This is a genomic window from Pseudomonas parafulva NBRC 16636 = DSM 17004, from assembly GCF_000730645.1.
GTDB lineage: Bacteria > Pseudomonadota > Gammaproteobacteria > Pseudomonadales > Pseudomonadaceae > Aquipseudomonas > Aquipseudomonas parafulva.
In genome coordinates this window covers 1-14,703 of sequence record NZ_BBIU01000035.1, presented here as the reverse complement: position 1 = coordinate 14,703, position 14,703 = coordinate 1, and the positions used below count along the sequence as shown (strand labels likewise).

Below are 14,703 nucleotides of genomic sequence, written 5' to 3'. Positions count from 1 at the left end.
AGGGGGCCCGCGCCCCCTGGGTCACTCACCCGCCAGCACTTCGCAGTAGAACCTCCATTCTTCCTCCAGCGCATGCGCCAGGTTCTCAGCCTTGCGCAGCCCGTGCCGCTCACCCTCGTAGAAATGCCCCTGGGCTTTGATGCCGTTGGCTTGTAGTGCTGCCAGCATCGAGCGCGTCTGCTCGGGCACCACCACGGCGTCCAGCTCGCCCTGGAAAAACACGACCGGCACGGTGATCTGTGCTGCATGCAGCAGCGGTGTACGCTGGCGATAGCGCTCGGCATCCTGATGGGGGTCACCGATCAGCCAGTCCAGGTAATCGCCTTCGAACTTGTGCGTAGCCCGGGCCAGGGCGGTGGGGTCGCTGACGCCATACAGGCTGGCACCCGCGCGGAATACGTCGCGAAATGCCAAGGCGCACAGGGTGGTGTAACCCCCGGCGCTGCCGCCACGGATGAAGGCCTTGCGCGGGTCGATCAGCCCTTGTGCGGCCAGGTACTCGACGGCATTGCAGGCATCTTCCACATCGGTTTCACCCCAACGCAAGTGCAGGGCCTGGCGATACTCACGGCCATACCCGCTGCTGCCTCGGTAGTTGAGGTCGGCAACGGCGAAGCCGCGTTGTGTCCAGTACTGGATACGCGGGTCCAGCACCGGGTAGCAGGCCGAGGTGGGGCCGCCATGGATAAAGACCACCAGTGGCGGCGCGCCCTTGCTGTGGGCAGCGGGGTAGAAAAAGCCGTGGGCCAGTGCCGCGCCACGGCCGCAGTGGAACGACTGCGGCAGGCTGATGTGTTCGGCCGCAAGTACCTCGGCGCCACCGGCCAGCACACTGACCTGATGGGTGTCGCGGGCAATGGCGATAACCGCTGGCGGGCTGATGGGCGAGGCGGCGATCGCATACAGGTAGTGCGCATCCATGGCCAGGCTGCGAAAGCGCGTATAGGCACTGGCAAAGCGTTCCACGGGGCCATGCTCAGCGCGCAGCCCCAGTTGCCCGAACCCCGCGTCGAACCAGGTAGCCAGGTAGCTCGTCGGGCCTAGCGGTAGCCAGGTACAGGCACCCAACTGCCAAGGCGCGCCTGCGTGGTCGGCAGGTGCGGCGGGCAGTGCCTGCCAACGCCCCTCGACCTCGCCCCATGGCTGCCAGAAACCATTGTGATCCGACAGGCAATACAGCTGGTTGGCGTGGTCGAACCGGGGCTGCTGCAATGACGCCTGCGCCGTGGCCACAGGCTGTGGTGGCCCCCAACTGCCCTCGGCGGCGCGCTGACGGCACATCAGCCGGGTGAAGGTCCAGGGTTGGGCCGGGCGATCCCACTCCACCCAGGCCAGGCGCTGCCCGTCAGGGCTGACGGTGGGCGATGCGTAGAAGTCGGCGCCTTCGGCCAGCACTTCGCGGCTGCCGTGCCCCAGGGCGACCAGGCGATGCTCCACGGTGTGTGCGTGGCGCTCTTCCACGGCCAGCACTTGGCCGTCGTGCCACAGTACATCACCGTAGCGGCAGCGGCTGTCGTCGGTGAGGGGGCGTGGCTGTGGGTGGTCGAGGGCCTGGGTGTAGACCTGCTGATCGTGCTCGTTGACGAACACCAGGCCGTCGCCGCCCAGGCAGAAACTACCACCGCCGTATTCATAGACCCGGCTGCGCACACTGAAACCGTCGGGCGTGAGGCAGCGGGCCTGCTGATGCTGCCAGCACCAGATGCGGCAGGCACCGTCGGCCGGGCGGAACTCGACCCAGAACAGTCCGGCATCGCTGGCCTTCAATTCGGCGAAGTCGGTGCCGGCGGCGACAGCCTGCGCGGCGGTGAAGTCAGCCACGGGCGATGACACGTGAGTTTCGTTCATTGCGGAAAGTCATCTGTTCAATGGCAAGGTCAGCGCTTTGCGCCTCCTCGCGAGCCTTGAGGATGATGCCGTGGTCGGCCGACTTGGCACACACCGGGTCGGCATTGCTGGCATCCCCGGTCAGCATGAAGGCCTGGCAACGGCAGCCGCCGAAATCCTTTTCCTTCTCGTCGCACGAGCGGCACGGTTCCGGCATCCACTGGTAACCACGGAAACGGTTGAAGCCGAACGAGTCATACCAGATGTGCTGCAGGCTATGGTCACGCACGTTGGGAAACTGCACGGGCAGTTGACGGGCGCCATGGCAGGGCAGTGCCGTGCCATCCGGGGTAACGGTGAGGAACACGCTGCCCCAGCCGTTCATGCAGGCCTTGGGGCGCTCTTCGTAGTAGTCCGGGGTGACGAAGATCAGCTTGCACGGGTTGCCTGCGGCTTTGAGCGTTTCACGGTACTGATTGGTGATGGCTTCTGCCCGCTCCAGCTGCGCACGGGTGGGGAGCAGCCCGAGGCGGTTGAGGTGAGCCCAGCCATAGAACTGGCAGGTGGCAAGCTCGACGAAGTCTGCGTCCAGGGCAACGCACAGCTCGATGATGCGGTCGATCTTGTCGATGTTGTGCCGGTGGGTCACGAAATTGAGCACCATCGGGTAGCCGTGGGCCTTTACCGCGCGGGCCATCTCCAGCTTTTGCGCAAAGGCCTTTTTCGAGCCGGCCAGCAGGTTGTTCACCTGCTCGTCACTGGCCTGGAAGCTGATCTGGATATGGTCCAGCCCGGCCTGCTTGAACGCCGCGATGCGGGCCTCGGTCAGGCCGATGCCCGAGGTGATCAGGTTGGTGTAATAGCCCAACCGCCGCGCCTCGCCGATCAGCTCGGCCAGGTCCTGACGCACCAGGGGCTCACCACCGGAAAAGCCGATTTGCGCCGCACCCATTTCCCGCGCTTCGGCCATTACCTTGAACCACTGTGCAGTGCTCAGCTCCTGCCCCTGGGCGGCGAAGTCCAGCGGGTTGGAGCAATAGGGGCACTGCAGCGGGCAGCGGTAGGTGAGCTCGGCCAGCAGCCACAGCGGCAGGCCGACCGCCGGTGTGGCCGGCAGCTCAGTTGAGCTGGATCCAGTGTTCGGCACGGGCCACCTCCATGAACTGCTCGATGTCGTCAGCCACTTCCGGCACATCGGGGAACTGCTGTTGAAGTGCCTCGATGATGGCGCCGACGCTGCGCTGGCCGTCGATCAGGCCCCCAATCAGGCTGGCGCTCTCGTTGAGCTTGATCATGCCCTCGGGGTACAGCAGCACATGGCCCTTCTGCGCGGGTTCGTACTGGAAGCGGTAGCCTGGGCGCCAGTTCGGCACCTGGTTGCGATCAAAGCTCATAGGGTGACCCCCTTGTGCCATACCCGTTGCTGGGTAACCGAGTGGTAGGGCGGGCGGTTCAGCTCGTAGGCCATGCTCATGGCGTCGAGCATGCTCCACAGGATATCCAGCTTGAACTGCAGGATTTCCAGCATACGCTGCTGGCCGGCCCAGGTGGTGTAGTGCTGCAGGGTGATCGCCAGGCCATGCTCCACGTCGCGGCGGGCCTGGCCCAGGCGGGTGCGGAAGTAGGCGTAGCCGGCGGGGTCGATCCACGGGTAGTGCTGGGGCCAGCTGTCCAGCCGCGACTGGTGGATTTGCGGGGCGAACAACTCGGTGAGCGAGCTGCTGGCGGCTTCCTGCCAGCTGGCGCGGCGGGCAAAGTTGACGTAGGCGTCCACGGCAAAGCGTACGCCCGGCAGCACCAGCTCCTGGGAGCGCAGTTGATCCGGGTCCAGGCCAACGGCCTGGCCCAGGCGCAGCCAGGCTTCGATGCCGCCGTCTTCACCCGGGGCGCCGTCATGGTCGAGCAGGCGCTGGATCCATTCACGCCGCACTTCGCGGTCAGGGCAGTTGGCCAGGATTGCCGCATCCTTCATCGGGATGTTGACTTGGTAGTAGAAGCGGTTGGCCACCCAGCCCTGAATCTGCTCGCGTGTGGCGCGGCCTTCGTACATGGCCACGTGGTAGGGGTGGTGAATGTGGTAGTAGGCGCCCTTGGCGCGCAAGGCCTGCTCGAACTCGGCAGGGGACATCGGCAGTGCGTCGCTCATTCGGCTGGCTCCTGTAAGCAGCGTCCCGGCCCACGTGTGAACGTGAGTGGCGCCTCATGGTTCGTTACAACTCGATGCTCATGCCGTCGAAGGCGACTTCCACGCCACGGCGCACCACCTCGGCGCGCTCGGGTGAGTCCTCGTCGAGAATCGGGTTGGTGTTGTTGATGTGGATAAGCACCTTGCGTTGACGCGGGAAGGCGTCCAGCACTTCGAGCATGCCACCGCTGCCATTCTGCGCCAGGTGGCCCATTTCGCGGCCTGTGCGCGTGCCCACGCCCCGGCGTTGCATCTCGTCGTCTTCCCATAGGGTGCCGTCTACCAGCAGGCAGTCGGCGCCCTGCATCATCGCCAGCAGGTTGTCGTCAACCTGCCCCAGGCCCGGTGCGTAGAACAGCTTGCCACCCGTACGGGTGTCCTCCACTAGCAGGCCGAGGTTATCCCCAGGGTGCGGGTCGAAGCGGTGGGGCGAGTAGGGCGGCGCGGCGCTGCGCAGCGGGAAGGGGGTAAAGCGCAGGTTGGGGCAGGCCTCGACAACGAAGCTGCCTTCGAGCGCTATGCGGTTCCATTGCAGGCCGCCGTTCCAGTGGCTGAGCATGTTGAACAGCGGAAACCCGGTGGTGAGGTCCTGGTGGACCATGTCGGTGCACCACACCTGGTGCGGGCAGCCTTCGCGCAGGCTGAGCAGGCCGGTGGTGTGGTCGATCTGGCTGTCCAGCAGGATGATGGCGTTGACCCCGGTGTCGCGCAGGGCGCGGGCCGGCTGCATGGGCGCGAAGGCCTGGAGTTGCGCACGGATGTCGGGCGAGGCGTTGCACAATACCCAGTGCACGCCGTCGTCGGATAGCGCAATGGAGGATTGGGTGCGGGCTGTGGCGCGCAGGGTGCCGTCGCGCAAGCCCTTGCAGTTGACGCAGTTGCAGTTCCACTGCGGGAACCCGCCACCGGCGGCCGAGCCGAGAACCTGGATATGCATGGGCACTCTCTTTACTGTGCAGAAAACCGTGTCGGAAAAACGAAAACGCCCCGGCAGGCCGAGGCGTGAAACCGTAAGCCTGGCTTAGCGGTTGGCGAAGTACATGGTGACTTCGAAGCCGATACGCAGGTCAGTGTATGCAGGTTTGGTCCACATGGGATTACTCCTTCGGAAGGGGTTACGGATGGCTCAGCTACTACTTGGGTACCGCCGTGGGCAGGAGGTTCCCTGAGCGCGGATTGCGCTATCTTACAAGATAATTATGTACCGAAAGGTTAATTATCTGAAAAGTGCCGTTGCATATTGCGTAACAATCACTCACCCCACTGCCAGGGGGAGGGTGGCGCGGCAGCGTTGGCCAAACAGAGCCAGGGGCAATCTGCGCTGAGCAGGTCGCTTAGCAGTTGGTCCAGATCCGACTGCCGCACCTTCAGAATAGCCTTGGGCAACGCTTCCAGCTTGACGGGTTGTGTAGCGAGGTGTGTCTGCCAGGCCCATTCGGCGACCTCGGCATTGACCATGACCGCTTCGTCGAACTGCGCTGCGAGGGCCTGGCAACTGCTCGGCGTCAGCGTTACTCCACCTTTCATTACCTCCATCAGGTGCCCTAGAACATCGGCCGGCCTGGCGTGGGGCGACTGCACGCCAAACAGCAGGCCGTACGCCCCGTCCACCTGGCGGAAGGCACTGAATACGGCATAGCCCAGTTGCAGTTCTACCCGCAGGCGCTGGTAGACCGGCCCCTGCAGCAGCTGGGCCAGCAGGCGGCCGGTTGCTTCGCTGGCCGCAGGCAACCGGCAGAACAGCAGCAGGGCGTGCTCACTGCCTGGGACCTGCACCGGATGCCAGCGTCGCGCGGCCCAAGGGGCCAGTGGCGCCGGGGCCGAACCCTGGCCCGGGCACTGCTGCAGCGCTGCGGCCATGGCCTTGTGGACGGCCGGCTCGAACCCCACGGCCAGGCCGTGCCAGGTTGCCTGCTGCCATAACGCGTCGAGGTGTAACTGAGTGCGTGTGCCTTCGGTGGCCGCTACACGCGCTGCCCCCTGCACGGCGGCTGGCAGTTGCTCAAGCAAGGCGCGTATAGGCATCAATGGCAACGCCGCCGTAATGGGCGGCTGCCAGCAATCGGCGGGGGGGTGTAGCAGTACCGTCAATGCGTGCTCGGTTGCATAAACCACGGCTGCCGGCAGCCCGGTACAACGCAGTTGCAGGTGGTCGCCAACGCTGGCCAGGCGCAATTGCACCGAGGCTCGGTCGCAGCGCTCCTGTAAGGGTGCCAGTGCGCGCTCAAGAACCGGATACAAAGGCTGAAGCAGGTCCCTCGGCACCTTCCAGCGCAGGTAAAGTGCAGCATATTGCCGCTTGCAGGGCAGTACTTCGGTCACATGCAGGGAACCGGGCAACCGCTGGGTTTCGTGTTGTGCCCAGCCTGCGCTAAGCAATGGCTCCGGCGGTGGTAGCTGCCATTGGCCATGCCTGCCACTCGGCAATGCCGCGAGCAGTGCTTCAAAGGCTCGCTTACCTTGGGTATCCAGCGGCGCGAACGGCTGGCCAATGCTGTCCCGCTGGGCCAGCTCCAGTGCTCCCGCACTGCGTTCACGGCTTTGCTGCAGCAGGCCGAAACCCTGGTTGAGCGCCTCCAGGCCTGCCCCTCGAATGAAGCCCAACCAGCCATGCAACAGTGCGGTGGCTTCATTCCGGCGAGCGGCGGCGGTCAGTTTCAGGTCGATATGCCACAACAACTGCCCGCCAAACCCATACAACGTCTGGGTATTGAACCCCTGCAACCAGCCGCGCTGGCGCAGCGCATCCAGCCAGGTGCCGGGGCGGCTATCGCCGAGGCACGCCGTGAGCAGTGCCAGGGCCTGCTCGGCCCCCTCTGGCAGTGCGTTCAGGCTGAACACCAACGGGTGCGCACTTGCCGCCAGTGCCGCAGGCTGGGGCTGCTCCACACGCTCGCCTTTGGCAAACCGCTGCCCCTGCTGCCTGCCCAACTGCTCCAGCTCGTCCAGCGGCTGGGGGCCGCAGAGAGCCAGTACGGTCTGGCCGCCCTGATAGTAACGCTGGTGAAAGCCTGCAAGCGCCTGCTGAAAAGCCACATTCTGCACTGGCAGCGTATAGCGGTTCCCGGCATGGAAAGCGCCCAGGGGGTGATGGGATGCTACCGACTGCAGCAGGGCGTACTGTTGTTGCGCCGCCGGGTTGCGCGACCAGGCAATGAATTCGGCGTGAATCACCTCACGTTCCTGGTGCTGTCGTGCAACCCCAAGGTCGGGTTCGGCGAGCATCTGGCACAGCCGCACCAGCCCACCTGCCAGCGCAGCAGGCGGGGTTTCGAAAAAGTAGTCCGTGGTGCGCTCGCGGGTGCTGGCATTGACCTGCCCACCCACGCCTTGCACGTAGCGCATCAGGCCGTCTTCCAGCGGAAACTGCGGCGTACCCAGGAAGAACAGATGCTCCAGAAAGTGCGCCAGCCCTGGCCACTTGCCCGGCGCATCATGGTTACCCGCATGCACCCGTATCGCCGCCGCCGCACGCTTCAGCCGGGGGGCGTGGCGCAGGCGCAGTTGCAGGCCGTTGGCCAGGGTGACGTGCCGAATTGCGTCAGGCATGGCGCCGGTGCAGCTCCTGGCGCAGGTCACGCAGGTAGGGGAACGCTTCACGCCCCTGGATCAGCCGGTCATATTCCAGCTGCGCTGTCAGCAGGCCCTCGTCGTGGCCGGCCATGGCCAGCAGGCTGCCGTCCGGCGCAACGATGCTGCTCTGCCCGCAGTAGTGAATGTCGCCCTCCGAGCCACAGTAGTTGGCATAGACCAGGTAACACTGGTTTTCCTGCGCCCGGGCGCGCACGGTGACCTGGCAGGTGAAATCGTAAGGTGCCATGTTGGCCGTGGGCACCAGGATCAGCTCGGCACCGCTCAGCGCCAGCCGGCGTGCGTTTTCCGGGAACTCGATGTCGTAGCAGATCAGCAGGCCGACCTTCCAGCCGTTTAGCTCGACAACCGGAAAGTGGTCGGGCCCCTGGCTGAACATGGCCCGGTCAAGTTCGCCGAAGAGGTGGGTTTTGCGGTAGTTGCTCAGGCTTCGACCCTGGGCGTCGACCAGCTGCACGCTGTTGTAGACCGCCCCGTCATCCCCCCGCTCCGGGTAGCCGTAGGCAATGGCGATGCGATACGCCTGGGCGATCTCGACCACGTGCATGGCCGACGGGCCATCCTCGGTCTCGGCCAGGCGCTGCACCTGCGCGGCGCCGATGTTGTAGCCGGTGAGGAACATTTCCGGGCACACCAGCAGGCCGGCGCCCTGTTCGGCAGCCAGCCTGGCCTGCTGACGCAGGCGCTGCAGGTTGCCGGGCACATCCAGCGGCCTGGGCGTGCCTTGGAACAGCGCGATGTGCATGGCGCCTCCTGGGTCAGTCGGCCAGGGCGATGGGGCCGATCTCGTCGAACACATCGCCCGGGCCGGGGTTGTCGGGGTGGGTGCTGCCACCGAAGTGGTTGATGATACCCCATACCGCATTCAGCGACGTCTGCACGGCGCCCTCCACCCAGGCCGGTGTCCACGACACGTCGTCGCCGGCAATGAAGATGCCGCGCTGCTCGGCGGGCAGGTGCTGTTGCATGAAGTGCGCATACATGCGCTGGTTGTAACGGTAGTGGCCCGGCAGTGCACCCTTGAAGGCGCCGAGGAAGTACGGGTCGGCTTCCCACGAGATGGTGATCGGGTCGCCGATGATATGGCCGGCAATGTCTGTTTTCGGGTAGATCTTCTTCAACGCATCGAGCGCCAGCTGCACGCGTTTTTCCACAGGGTGCGGCAGCATTTTCAAGGCGTCGCTCATCCAGGCGTAGGACAGGCAGATCACCCCCGGTTTGTCATCACCGTTGTCGAACAGGTAGGTACCCCGGGTCAGGCGGTCGGTCAGGGTCATGCTCAGCAGGTCACGACCGGTTTCCGGGTCCTTGTCCTTCCAGAACGGCCGATCGACCATGACAAAGGTCTTCGAAGACTGCATGTAGCGGGTGCGGTCCAGGGCCATCCACATCTTCTGCGAAAACAGCGACTCTTCGCAGTCGATCTGGGTGGTCAGCAGCCAGGTCTGGCAGGTGGTAAGGACCGCGCCATAGTGGCGCGTGCCTCCCCAGGTGTCGGTGACCGCCAGGCGCCCGTCGGCCGCCCTGGCGATGCGCCTGACCCCGGTGCTCGGTGCACCGCCATGCAGTGAACTCAGGCTGGTGCCCTGTGGCCAGTGCGCACATTGCTCTGGCTGATGGCGCCAGATGCCTTGGGGGACTTGCTCCACGCCGCCCACGATCAGGTGCTGGTGGTCGTCGCAGTTGGTCATCACCACGCGGAAAATTTCCAGCATCGAGTTGGGGAAGTCAGAGTCCCACCCCCCGGTGCCAAAGCCCACCTGCCCGAACACCTCGCGGTGCAGGAAGCTCAGTTTGGCAAACGAGCGTGAGGTGGCGACAAAGTCGTAGAACGTGCGGTCATCCCACAGTGGCACCAGTTTGTTCCACAGCGCTTTCAGGCGCGGCACATCGCGGTCGCGGATAGCCTGCTGAATGTCGGCGAACTGGGCCCCGCTCTCCAGCGCATCGGCCCAGGCATCTGCCACTTCGTGAAACAGTTTGGGCAGGTCGGCAACGCTTTCGGCGTAGTAGGTCTGGCCTTCCAGGTCGATCACGGTGCTGCCTGAGGCTGCTGTCAGCGGGTTGGGAAAGGGCTTGGTTTCCAGACCGAGCTTGTCCACATAGTGGTAGAACGCCGTGGACGATACCGGGAAGCGCATGCCGCCCAGTTCGGCGACGATGCCGTCGGTGCCGTTGAACGCCTGGGAGCGCAAGCGCCCGCCCAGCTTCGACGCCTCGTACACCACAGGCTTGAGGCCCAGCTTCATCAATTCGTAGGCCGCTACCAGGCCGGCGATGCCTGCGCCGATGATGGCGACTTCTTCGCCGTGACGCTCAGGCGGAATGCTGCCCAGGCCCGCAGGGTGCTCCAGCCAGTCATCGAAAGCGAACGGAAAGTCCGGGCCGAAGATGGTGACGGGTTGTTTGCCGTCGGCGGGGTGGCGGTTTTTCTTGTTCATGAAGTGGACCTTGCCAGAGCGGCTGCGCGTGGGGGCGAAGCCTGAGTATAGGGGAGGCTGGAGGTCATTCTAGGAGGTGGGGTGGTCGTTATTAAGTTGCAGAGTGTTGTCTTTTTGTCTTTGTTTTCGTCGAAATAGCGAATTATTCATAGAGTTTGACGATCACGTTCTGAAGCAGCGCCAGCGAGCGGGTTAAACCGGCTGCCCGCGCTCGACCTTGCTGCTGAGAATGATCGACGTGGTGGTTTTCTCCACCCCGTCCAGGCTGCCGATCTGGTCAAGCAACTGGTCTAGCTGCTCAGGCGAATCGGTCTGCAGCCAAGCCACGTAATCGAATTCACCGCTCACTGCACACAGCTGCTGAATCTGGGCCATGGCACTCAGGCGCTTGACCACGTCCTTGCCCGAGCGCGGTTGTACCTTGATGCCCACATAGGCCTGCAGCCCCCCGCCCATCACCCGCTGCCCCAGGCGCACGCCATAGCCGGTGATGACCTTGTTCTTCTCCAGCCGCTCCAGCCGCGAATTCACGGTGGTACGGGCGATGCCCAGGTGGCGGGCGAGGGTGGCGACGCTTTCGCGGGCATTGAGCTGCAGCAGGGCGATGAGCTGGCGGTCGATTTCGTCCAGCATAAAGGGGCGGGAGTCTGGCATGGTGAGCCTCTGGGGTTTTGGCGTAGCGTAGTGACCGGGTAGCTGGCGGGGCAAGCGGGGTCAGCGTTTCATTGTGCTATGGCGCACTAGGGACCGGATTAGGTGTTCAGTGGGCGATCTTGTAACGGGTGCTTCGCCCGCCACCGGGCAGCCGCTCAATGCAGCCTTTTTCCAGCAGATCGCTCAAATGGCGAGTCGCCGTTGCTTTGGAAACCTTGGCCACGGCTTGGTACTGGGCTGCGCTGATACCGTTTTCGAAACCCCGTTCTCCACCATCGAGTAAACGGTTAAGCACTTTGATTTGCTCTGCCGATAGGATTTGGCTGCGGTGTGCCTGCCAGAAGCGCGCCTTCACCACTACGCGTTCGATACGGGCGAGGGCCTGCTCCAGGCTGTTGAGTAAGGTTACGAGAAACCACTGCAGCCAGCCGGTGATATCCAGCCCACCTTTCTGGCTGGTTTCGAGGATGCTGTAGTAACCGGCGCGGTCGTCGAGCATGCTCGAGGACATCGCATAAAAGCGGATAGTCATTTGCTCGCCCTGAGCCAGTGCGAGGTCGGTAATGGCACGGGTGAGGCGGCCATTGCCGTCATCGAAAGGGTGCAGCGTAACGAACCAGAAATGGGCGATGCCGGCACGCAGAAACGGATCGAGGCTGGCATCGCTTCGGCTGCTCTCGAACCAAGCGAGAAATGCTGCCAGCAGGGCTTCCAGTCCTGCTCGCGGAGGTGCTTCGAAATGCACGGTCGGATGGTCGATGCGACCGGAAACCACTTGCATAGCCTCATCACCGCGCAGTGAACCGATTTGTAATGGTCTGGCCAGCATTTGGTCACCGCTGGGAAATAACCAACGGTGCCAGGTGAAGAGTCGCTGGTCGTCAAGTGGTTCTTGATGTGCGCGGGTAGCATCGAGCAGCAGTTCTGCCAGCCCTTCGGAGCGTGGGGTAATGCGGCCTTCTTCGTTCAGCCCCAAGCGCCGCGCCAGTGACGAACGCACGGAGCCGACATTCAGCTGCTCTCCCTCAATGGCTGATGAGGTGACGATGTTCTGCAGCATGGCATCTAGGCTGCTCTGCACTTCGGTATCAGTGCCTACCGCGCCGAGCATCCCCAACAAACGTCCCTGAGCCTGACCGCACGCGCGCAGCAGCGGGGCAAGTGCGTCGGCTTGCCAGCTGAAGTGCGGCCAGTCTGTCTGCTGCCAGATCCAGAGCGGGTCATTCATAAGGGCGTTCGTCTGTGAGCCGATTAGGGAGCCTATTCGGCTCATATGGTGAGCCGATAGTGCCTGCTATTTGGCTCACTGTCTAATGCTCAAGGCGGGATTTCGAGGTTGGTGAGCGTCGCTGATCAGGGTTGCTGCTGGGTGTTATGAGGCCAAAACTCTAGAAAACAGAAAGCCGCGCAGTGCGCGGCTTTTGATTTGGTGGGCCCATACGGACTCGAACCGTGGACCAAAGGATTATGAGTTCGCCAATGACACCGTTGCGCTAGGTTTCATTGGGTTACACGAGGAAACGGTACAGTACGCGAAAGCACAGGACAATCAGTACGTTAGCGAACGGTAGGTTACAGGTGAGGACCTTCGTGCTGTACCGCTAGTGTCCTGTTTTCGAGGTACACCAGTCCGGCTTGAGATCGGTGTTAACTTTGTTCGGCTCAGGCCCAGCGTTCCAACCCTCGACCGGCTGCGGCAGCAGAGCTGCCTTGGTCTCGGGTTATTTTATCAAAACTACTGAACCCAGCTGATCTTACAAAAATCCTGGGCTAGCGTTGGTCCTCAGAAAGCTGGAGTCTGAGAGTGTCTAGTGGCATTATGCCGAGGATCACTATCCTTCTCTAAGGAAAGAAAATTGAAAAGTGTAAAATGTCCAGCAATTAAAGTGTCTCAGCTAGAGCAAGATTTTATTGTCACTAAGTTGAAAGCGCGAGATCTAATTAATATCTGCTATGTGTCTGTCCGTGGTAGAGATAATGAGCCGGGGGCTGTGCAGCGGTTTTTAAATTCTCGAAGAATTGCAAGCATTAAAGAATTTACTCTTCATCAGGCATCGTATCCATCATCAATCGTGCTGAATTGGGTGAATCAAGATGAGCTTCCATTGGTTAAGGGCGCCAATATATCCATTCCATTGATACCTAGGTCAGCTCAGCTAATTGATGGCCAGCATCGCGTCGCTGGTATTGAGGCCGCAATGCTTGAGGAGGATCATATTGGTGACATAGAGCTGCCTGTGACAATATATACTGGATTAACCACCAAGCAGTGTGCCAATATATTTTTGTCTATTAATACTGAGCAAAAGCCTGTACCAAGAAGCTTGGTTTATGACCTGTATATGGTGGCGGATGAAGAGATAGTTGATCCCACCATTGCGCGGGCTCGTGATATTGCTGAGGCTTTAAATGTCGAAGAGGACTCTCCATACTTTGAAGAGATTAAAACCCCCGGTTCTCCACGTCGGCGTGGCGGGATTGCTCTATCATCTGCCGTTGGGGCTATTAAACCGTTAGTTGAAGAGAAAGGACCGTTTGAACAAATAGGTATCGAAAGCTTTGAGCAACAAAAAGACATTATAAAAAACTATTTTATTGTAATCTCCAAGGCTTACGGGGAAGTCTGGCAAGAAAAAACCAATGCTTTTATGTATGCGTCTGGATTCACAGGTGCAATGGAGTTTTTGGCTAAGCGTGTAGTTCCATACTGCGCGAGCTCAGATTACAACTTCACCAAGGAACACATGCAGAGTGCATTGAAGTTGAGCAAAGATGCGTTGATACTTCAGGAGGAAGTCAAGGGGCTACAGGGCAAAGAAGCACCTAATGTGGTTTTTAAATCATTGCTTGATAACTTCTTTCCAGTGGCAAAAGGTGGGAAGGTAAAGATTTAATTATGAGCGAGCATGGAGTGAATGCATATTTAAACCGAAGGCTTGAAATAGTCCCAGATCACACACATCCACTTTCGGATGTGGAGGCACTGGAACTGTCGGAAATTCTGAAGAATGATGCCTCGAAATATTATCGCTCTGGCATAGTTACTTACATAGAGGCAATATCTGGGATTAGTCGAAAAACATGGTCTTGGAGTGCGGTAAAGTTATACTATTCCGTATTTTATCTCGTAAGATCATTGTTGGCTCTGGAGGGGGTGGCGTACGTATCTGTCGGAAAGAAATTGGGTTGGATACGCACCGTGCCTGGTGCAGTCTTTACTAAATTTCCGGATAAGCGCGCATGCACAGGTGACCCGCAAGCTACTAAGAAAAATTTATCTGGATCGCACGGTTCAGTACTGTATTTACTAGAGAAGAACTTTCCAAATTCCCGATTGCTTTCTCAAGAAATTGATGGTCTTTATCCCACTGAGTGGTTGATGCGAGCTCGGGAATATCATAATTATCAAGTATGTGGTTTTGCCGATCCCAAGCCAACCACATTTTTTGAAAAGCACTCATTGGAACGCCAGGGTTTGGCAAGGCTGGTGGCTGCCTATCTTGCAGATGAAGAGAATCTATATACGTTTTCGCCGGAACATGCGATCGTTGCTTATCCAACTTTTGTGCTTAAGCATGTTGCTAAGAGGTTTGAAGATATCGCTTCAATAACTACTCCGGCGACTTATTGGCATGAGGAAAGTGGGGATAATCATCCGGAGTTAACCAACGATGACTCCGAGGAATTCACAAGAATGGCTACTGCTCTTATAGAAGCTGCGTCGGCACCTATGGAGTCACTGCAGCCATTATTTGCTTATGCTTTTTCTAACTATGCTCGTAGACATTGAAGGCGTTGTTCTTGTGTAAGCGCTCCATGAATCCCACCTAACCAACGGTGGGCAGAGCACTCAGCTATGTATTTGAGGTGTGCAATTCCACGGCAGCAGCGCTTCGTAGTCTTCCACTGAGGACGCCTGCGGCAGGCGTTCCAGTGCGTGGCGCAGCCACGCATAGGGCTCTTGGCCGTTGGCTTTGGCCGTCTCGACCAGGCTGTAAAGTTGCG

Annotated in this window: 14 protein-coding genes; 2 read left to right on the top strand and 12 right to left on the bottom strand. The window is 60.7% G+C overall.

The features are described 5' to 3' along the window. Positions 1-21: 21 nt before the first annotated feature. From PPA02S_RS19015 to PPA02S_RS18970, 11 genes are all read right to left on the bottom strand, one after another. Positions 22-1,848 carry a S9 family peptidase gene (locus PPA02S_RS19015; protein ID WP_028633646.1) on the bottom strand — a complete coding sequence of 609 codons (1,827 nt, stop codon included), beginning with the start codon at positions 1,846-1,848 and terminating at the stop codon, positions 22-24. Further along, positions 1,814-2,974, bottom strand: a complete 1,161-nt coding sequence (pqqE, locus tag PPA02S_RS19010; protein ID WP_028633645.1) for a pyrroloquinoline quinone biosynthesis protein PqqE — start codon at positions 2,972-2,974, stop codon at positions 1,814-1,816. Before pqqE ends, PPA02S_RS19015 begins: the two co-directional genes overlap by 35 nt. Then, complete coding sequence (pqqD, locus tag PPA02S_RS19005; RefSeq protein ID WP_028633644.1) at positions 2,946-3,221, bottom strand: pyrroloquinoline quinone biosynthesis peptide chaperone PqqD; 276 nt, start codon at positions 3,219-3,221, stop codon at positions 2,946-2,948. Before pqqD ends, pqqE begins: the two co-directional genes overlap by 29 nt. After that, on the bottom strand, positions 3,218-3,973 hold the full coding sequence (pqqC, locus tag PPA02S_RS19000) for a pyrroloquinoline-quinone synthase PqqC (RefSeq protein WP_028633643.1): 756 nt from the start codon (positions 3,971-3,973) through the stop codon (positions 3,218-3,220). Before pqqC ends, pqqD begins: the two co-directional genes overlap by 4 nt. A 64-nt stretch (positions 3,974-4,037) precedes the next feature. Further along, the gene (pqqB, locus tag PPA02S_RS18995) at positions 4,038-4,949 is read right to left on the bottom strand and encodes a pyrroloquinoline quinone biosynthesis protein PqqB (RefSeq protein WP_028633642.1); all 912 of its coding nucleotides are present in this window, start codon (positions 4,947-4,949) and stop codon (positions 4,038-4,040) included. An 84-nt stretch (positions 4,950-5,033) separates the two neighbouring features. Then, positions 5,034-5,105, bottom strand: coding sequence for a pyrroloquinoline quinone precursor peptide PqqA (gene pqqA / locus PPA02S_RS22835; RefSeq protein ID WP_003243383.1), 72 nt, complete (start codon positions 5,103-5,105; stop codon positions 5,034-5,036). A gap of 158 nt (positions 5,106-5,263) precedes the next feature. After that, on the bottom strand, positions 5,264-7,561 hold the full coding sequence (gene pqqF, locus PPA02S_RS18990) for a pyrroloquinoline quinone biosynthesis protein PqqF (protein WP_028633641.1): 2,298 nt from the start codon (positions 7,559-7,561) through the stop codon (positions 5,264-5,266). Further along, the gene (locus PPA02S_RS18985) at positions 7,554-8,348 is read right to left on the bottom strand and encodes a carbon-nitrogen hydrolase family protein (protein WP_028633640.1); all 795 of its coding nucleotides are present in this window, start codon (positions 8,346-8,348) and stop codon (positions 7,554-7,556) included. The genes pqqF and PPA02S_RS18985 overlap by 8 nt, the downstream gene beginning before the upstream one ends. A 13-nt stretch (positions 8,349-8,361) precedes the next feature. Then, positions 8,362-10,044 carry a flavin monoamine oxidase family protein gene (locus tag PPA02S_RS18980; RefSeq protein ID WP_028633639.1) on the bottom strand — a complete coding sequence of 561 codons (1,683 nt, stop codon included), beginning with the start codon at positions 10,042-10,044 and terminating at the stop codon, positions 8,362-8,364. Positions 10,045-10,236: 192 nt separating this feature from the next. Then, a complete protein-coding gene (locus tag PPA02S_RS18975; protein WP_028633638.1) occupies positions 10,237-10,698 on the bottom strand; it encodes an Lrp/AsnC family transcriptional regulator in 462 nt (153 codons plus the stop codon). A 106-nt stretch (positions 10,699-10,804) separates the two neighbouring features. Next, positions 10,805-11,926: a Fic family protein gene (locus PPA02S_RS18970; RefSeq protein ID WP_028633637.1), complete on the bottom strand. Its 1,122-nt coding sequence runs from the start codon at positions 11,924-11,926 to the stop codon at positions 10,805-10,807. 628 nt (positions 11,927-12,554) lie between these two features. Here PPA02S_RS18970 and PPA02S_RS18965 point away from each other — a divergent pair. Together PPA02S_RS18965 and PPA02S_RS23075 are read left to right on the top strand one after the other, a co-directional pair. Further along, on the top strand, positions 12,555-13,592 hold the full coding sequence (locus PPA02S_RS18965; protein WP_028633636.1) for a DNA sulfur modification protein DndB: 1,038 nt from the start codon (positions 12,555-12,557) through the stop codon (positions 13,590-13,592). 2 nt (positions 13,593-13,594) lie between these two features. After that, a complete protein-coding gene (locus PPA02S_RS23075; protein WP_154660071.1) occupies positions 13,595-14,488 on the top strand; it encodes a hypothetical protein in 894 nt (297 codons plus the stop codon). A gap of 60 nt (positions 14,489-14,548) precedes the next feature. Here PPA02S_RS23075 and PPA02S_RS22830 read toward each other — a convergent pair. Next, a partial coding sequence (locus tag PPA02S_RS22830) for a transposase domain-containing protein (protein WP_154660070.1) occupies positions 14,549-14,703 on the bottom strand: 155 nt, incomplete at its 5' end.

Coding starts and splice junctions, on each gene's coding strand:
- PPA02S_RS19015 (WP_028633646.1), bottom strand. CDS start 1,848: ATGAACGAAACTCACGTGTCATCGCCCGTGGCTGACTTCACCGCCGCG.
- pqqD (WP_028633644.1), bottom strand. CDS start 3,221: ATGAGCTTTGATCGCAACCAGGTGCCGAACTGGCGCCCAGGCTACCGC.
- pqqC (WP_028633643.1), bottom strand. CDS start 3,973: ATGAGCGACGCACTGCCGATGTCCCCTGCCGAGTTCGAGCAGGCCTTG.
- pqqB (WP_028633642.1), bottom strand. CDS start 4,949: ATGCATATCCAGGTTCTCGGCTCGGCCGCCGGTGGCGGGTTCCCGCAG.
- pqqF (WP_028633641.1), bottom strand. CDS start 7,561: ATGCCTGACGCAATTCGGCACGTCACCCTGGCCAACGGCCTGCAACTG.
- PPA02S_RS18985 (WP_028633640.1), bottom strand. CDS start 8,348: ATGCACATCGCGCTGTTCCAAGGCACGCCCAGGCCGCTGGATGTGCCC.
- PPA02S_RS18980 (WP_028633639.1), bottom strand. CDS start 10,044: ATGAACAAGAAAAACCGCCACCCCGCCGACGGCAAACAACCCGTCACC.
- PPA02S_RS18975 (WP_028633638.1), bottom strand. CDS start 10,698: ATGCCAGACTCCCGCCCCTTTATGCTGGACGAAATCGACCGCCAGCTC.
- PPA02S_RS18970 (WP_028633637.1), bottom strand. CDS start 11,926: ATGAATGACCCGCTCTGGATCTGGCAGCAGACAGACTGGCCGCACTTC.
- PPA02S_RS23075 (WP_154660071.1), top strand. CDS start 13,595: ATGAGCGAGCATGGAGTGAATGCATATTTAAACCGAAGGCTTGAAATA.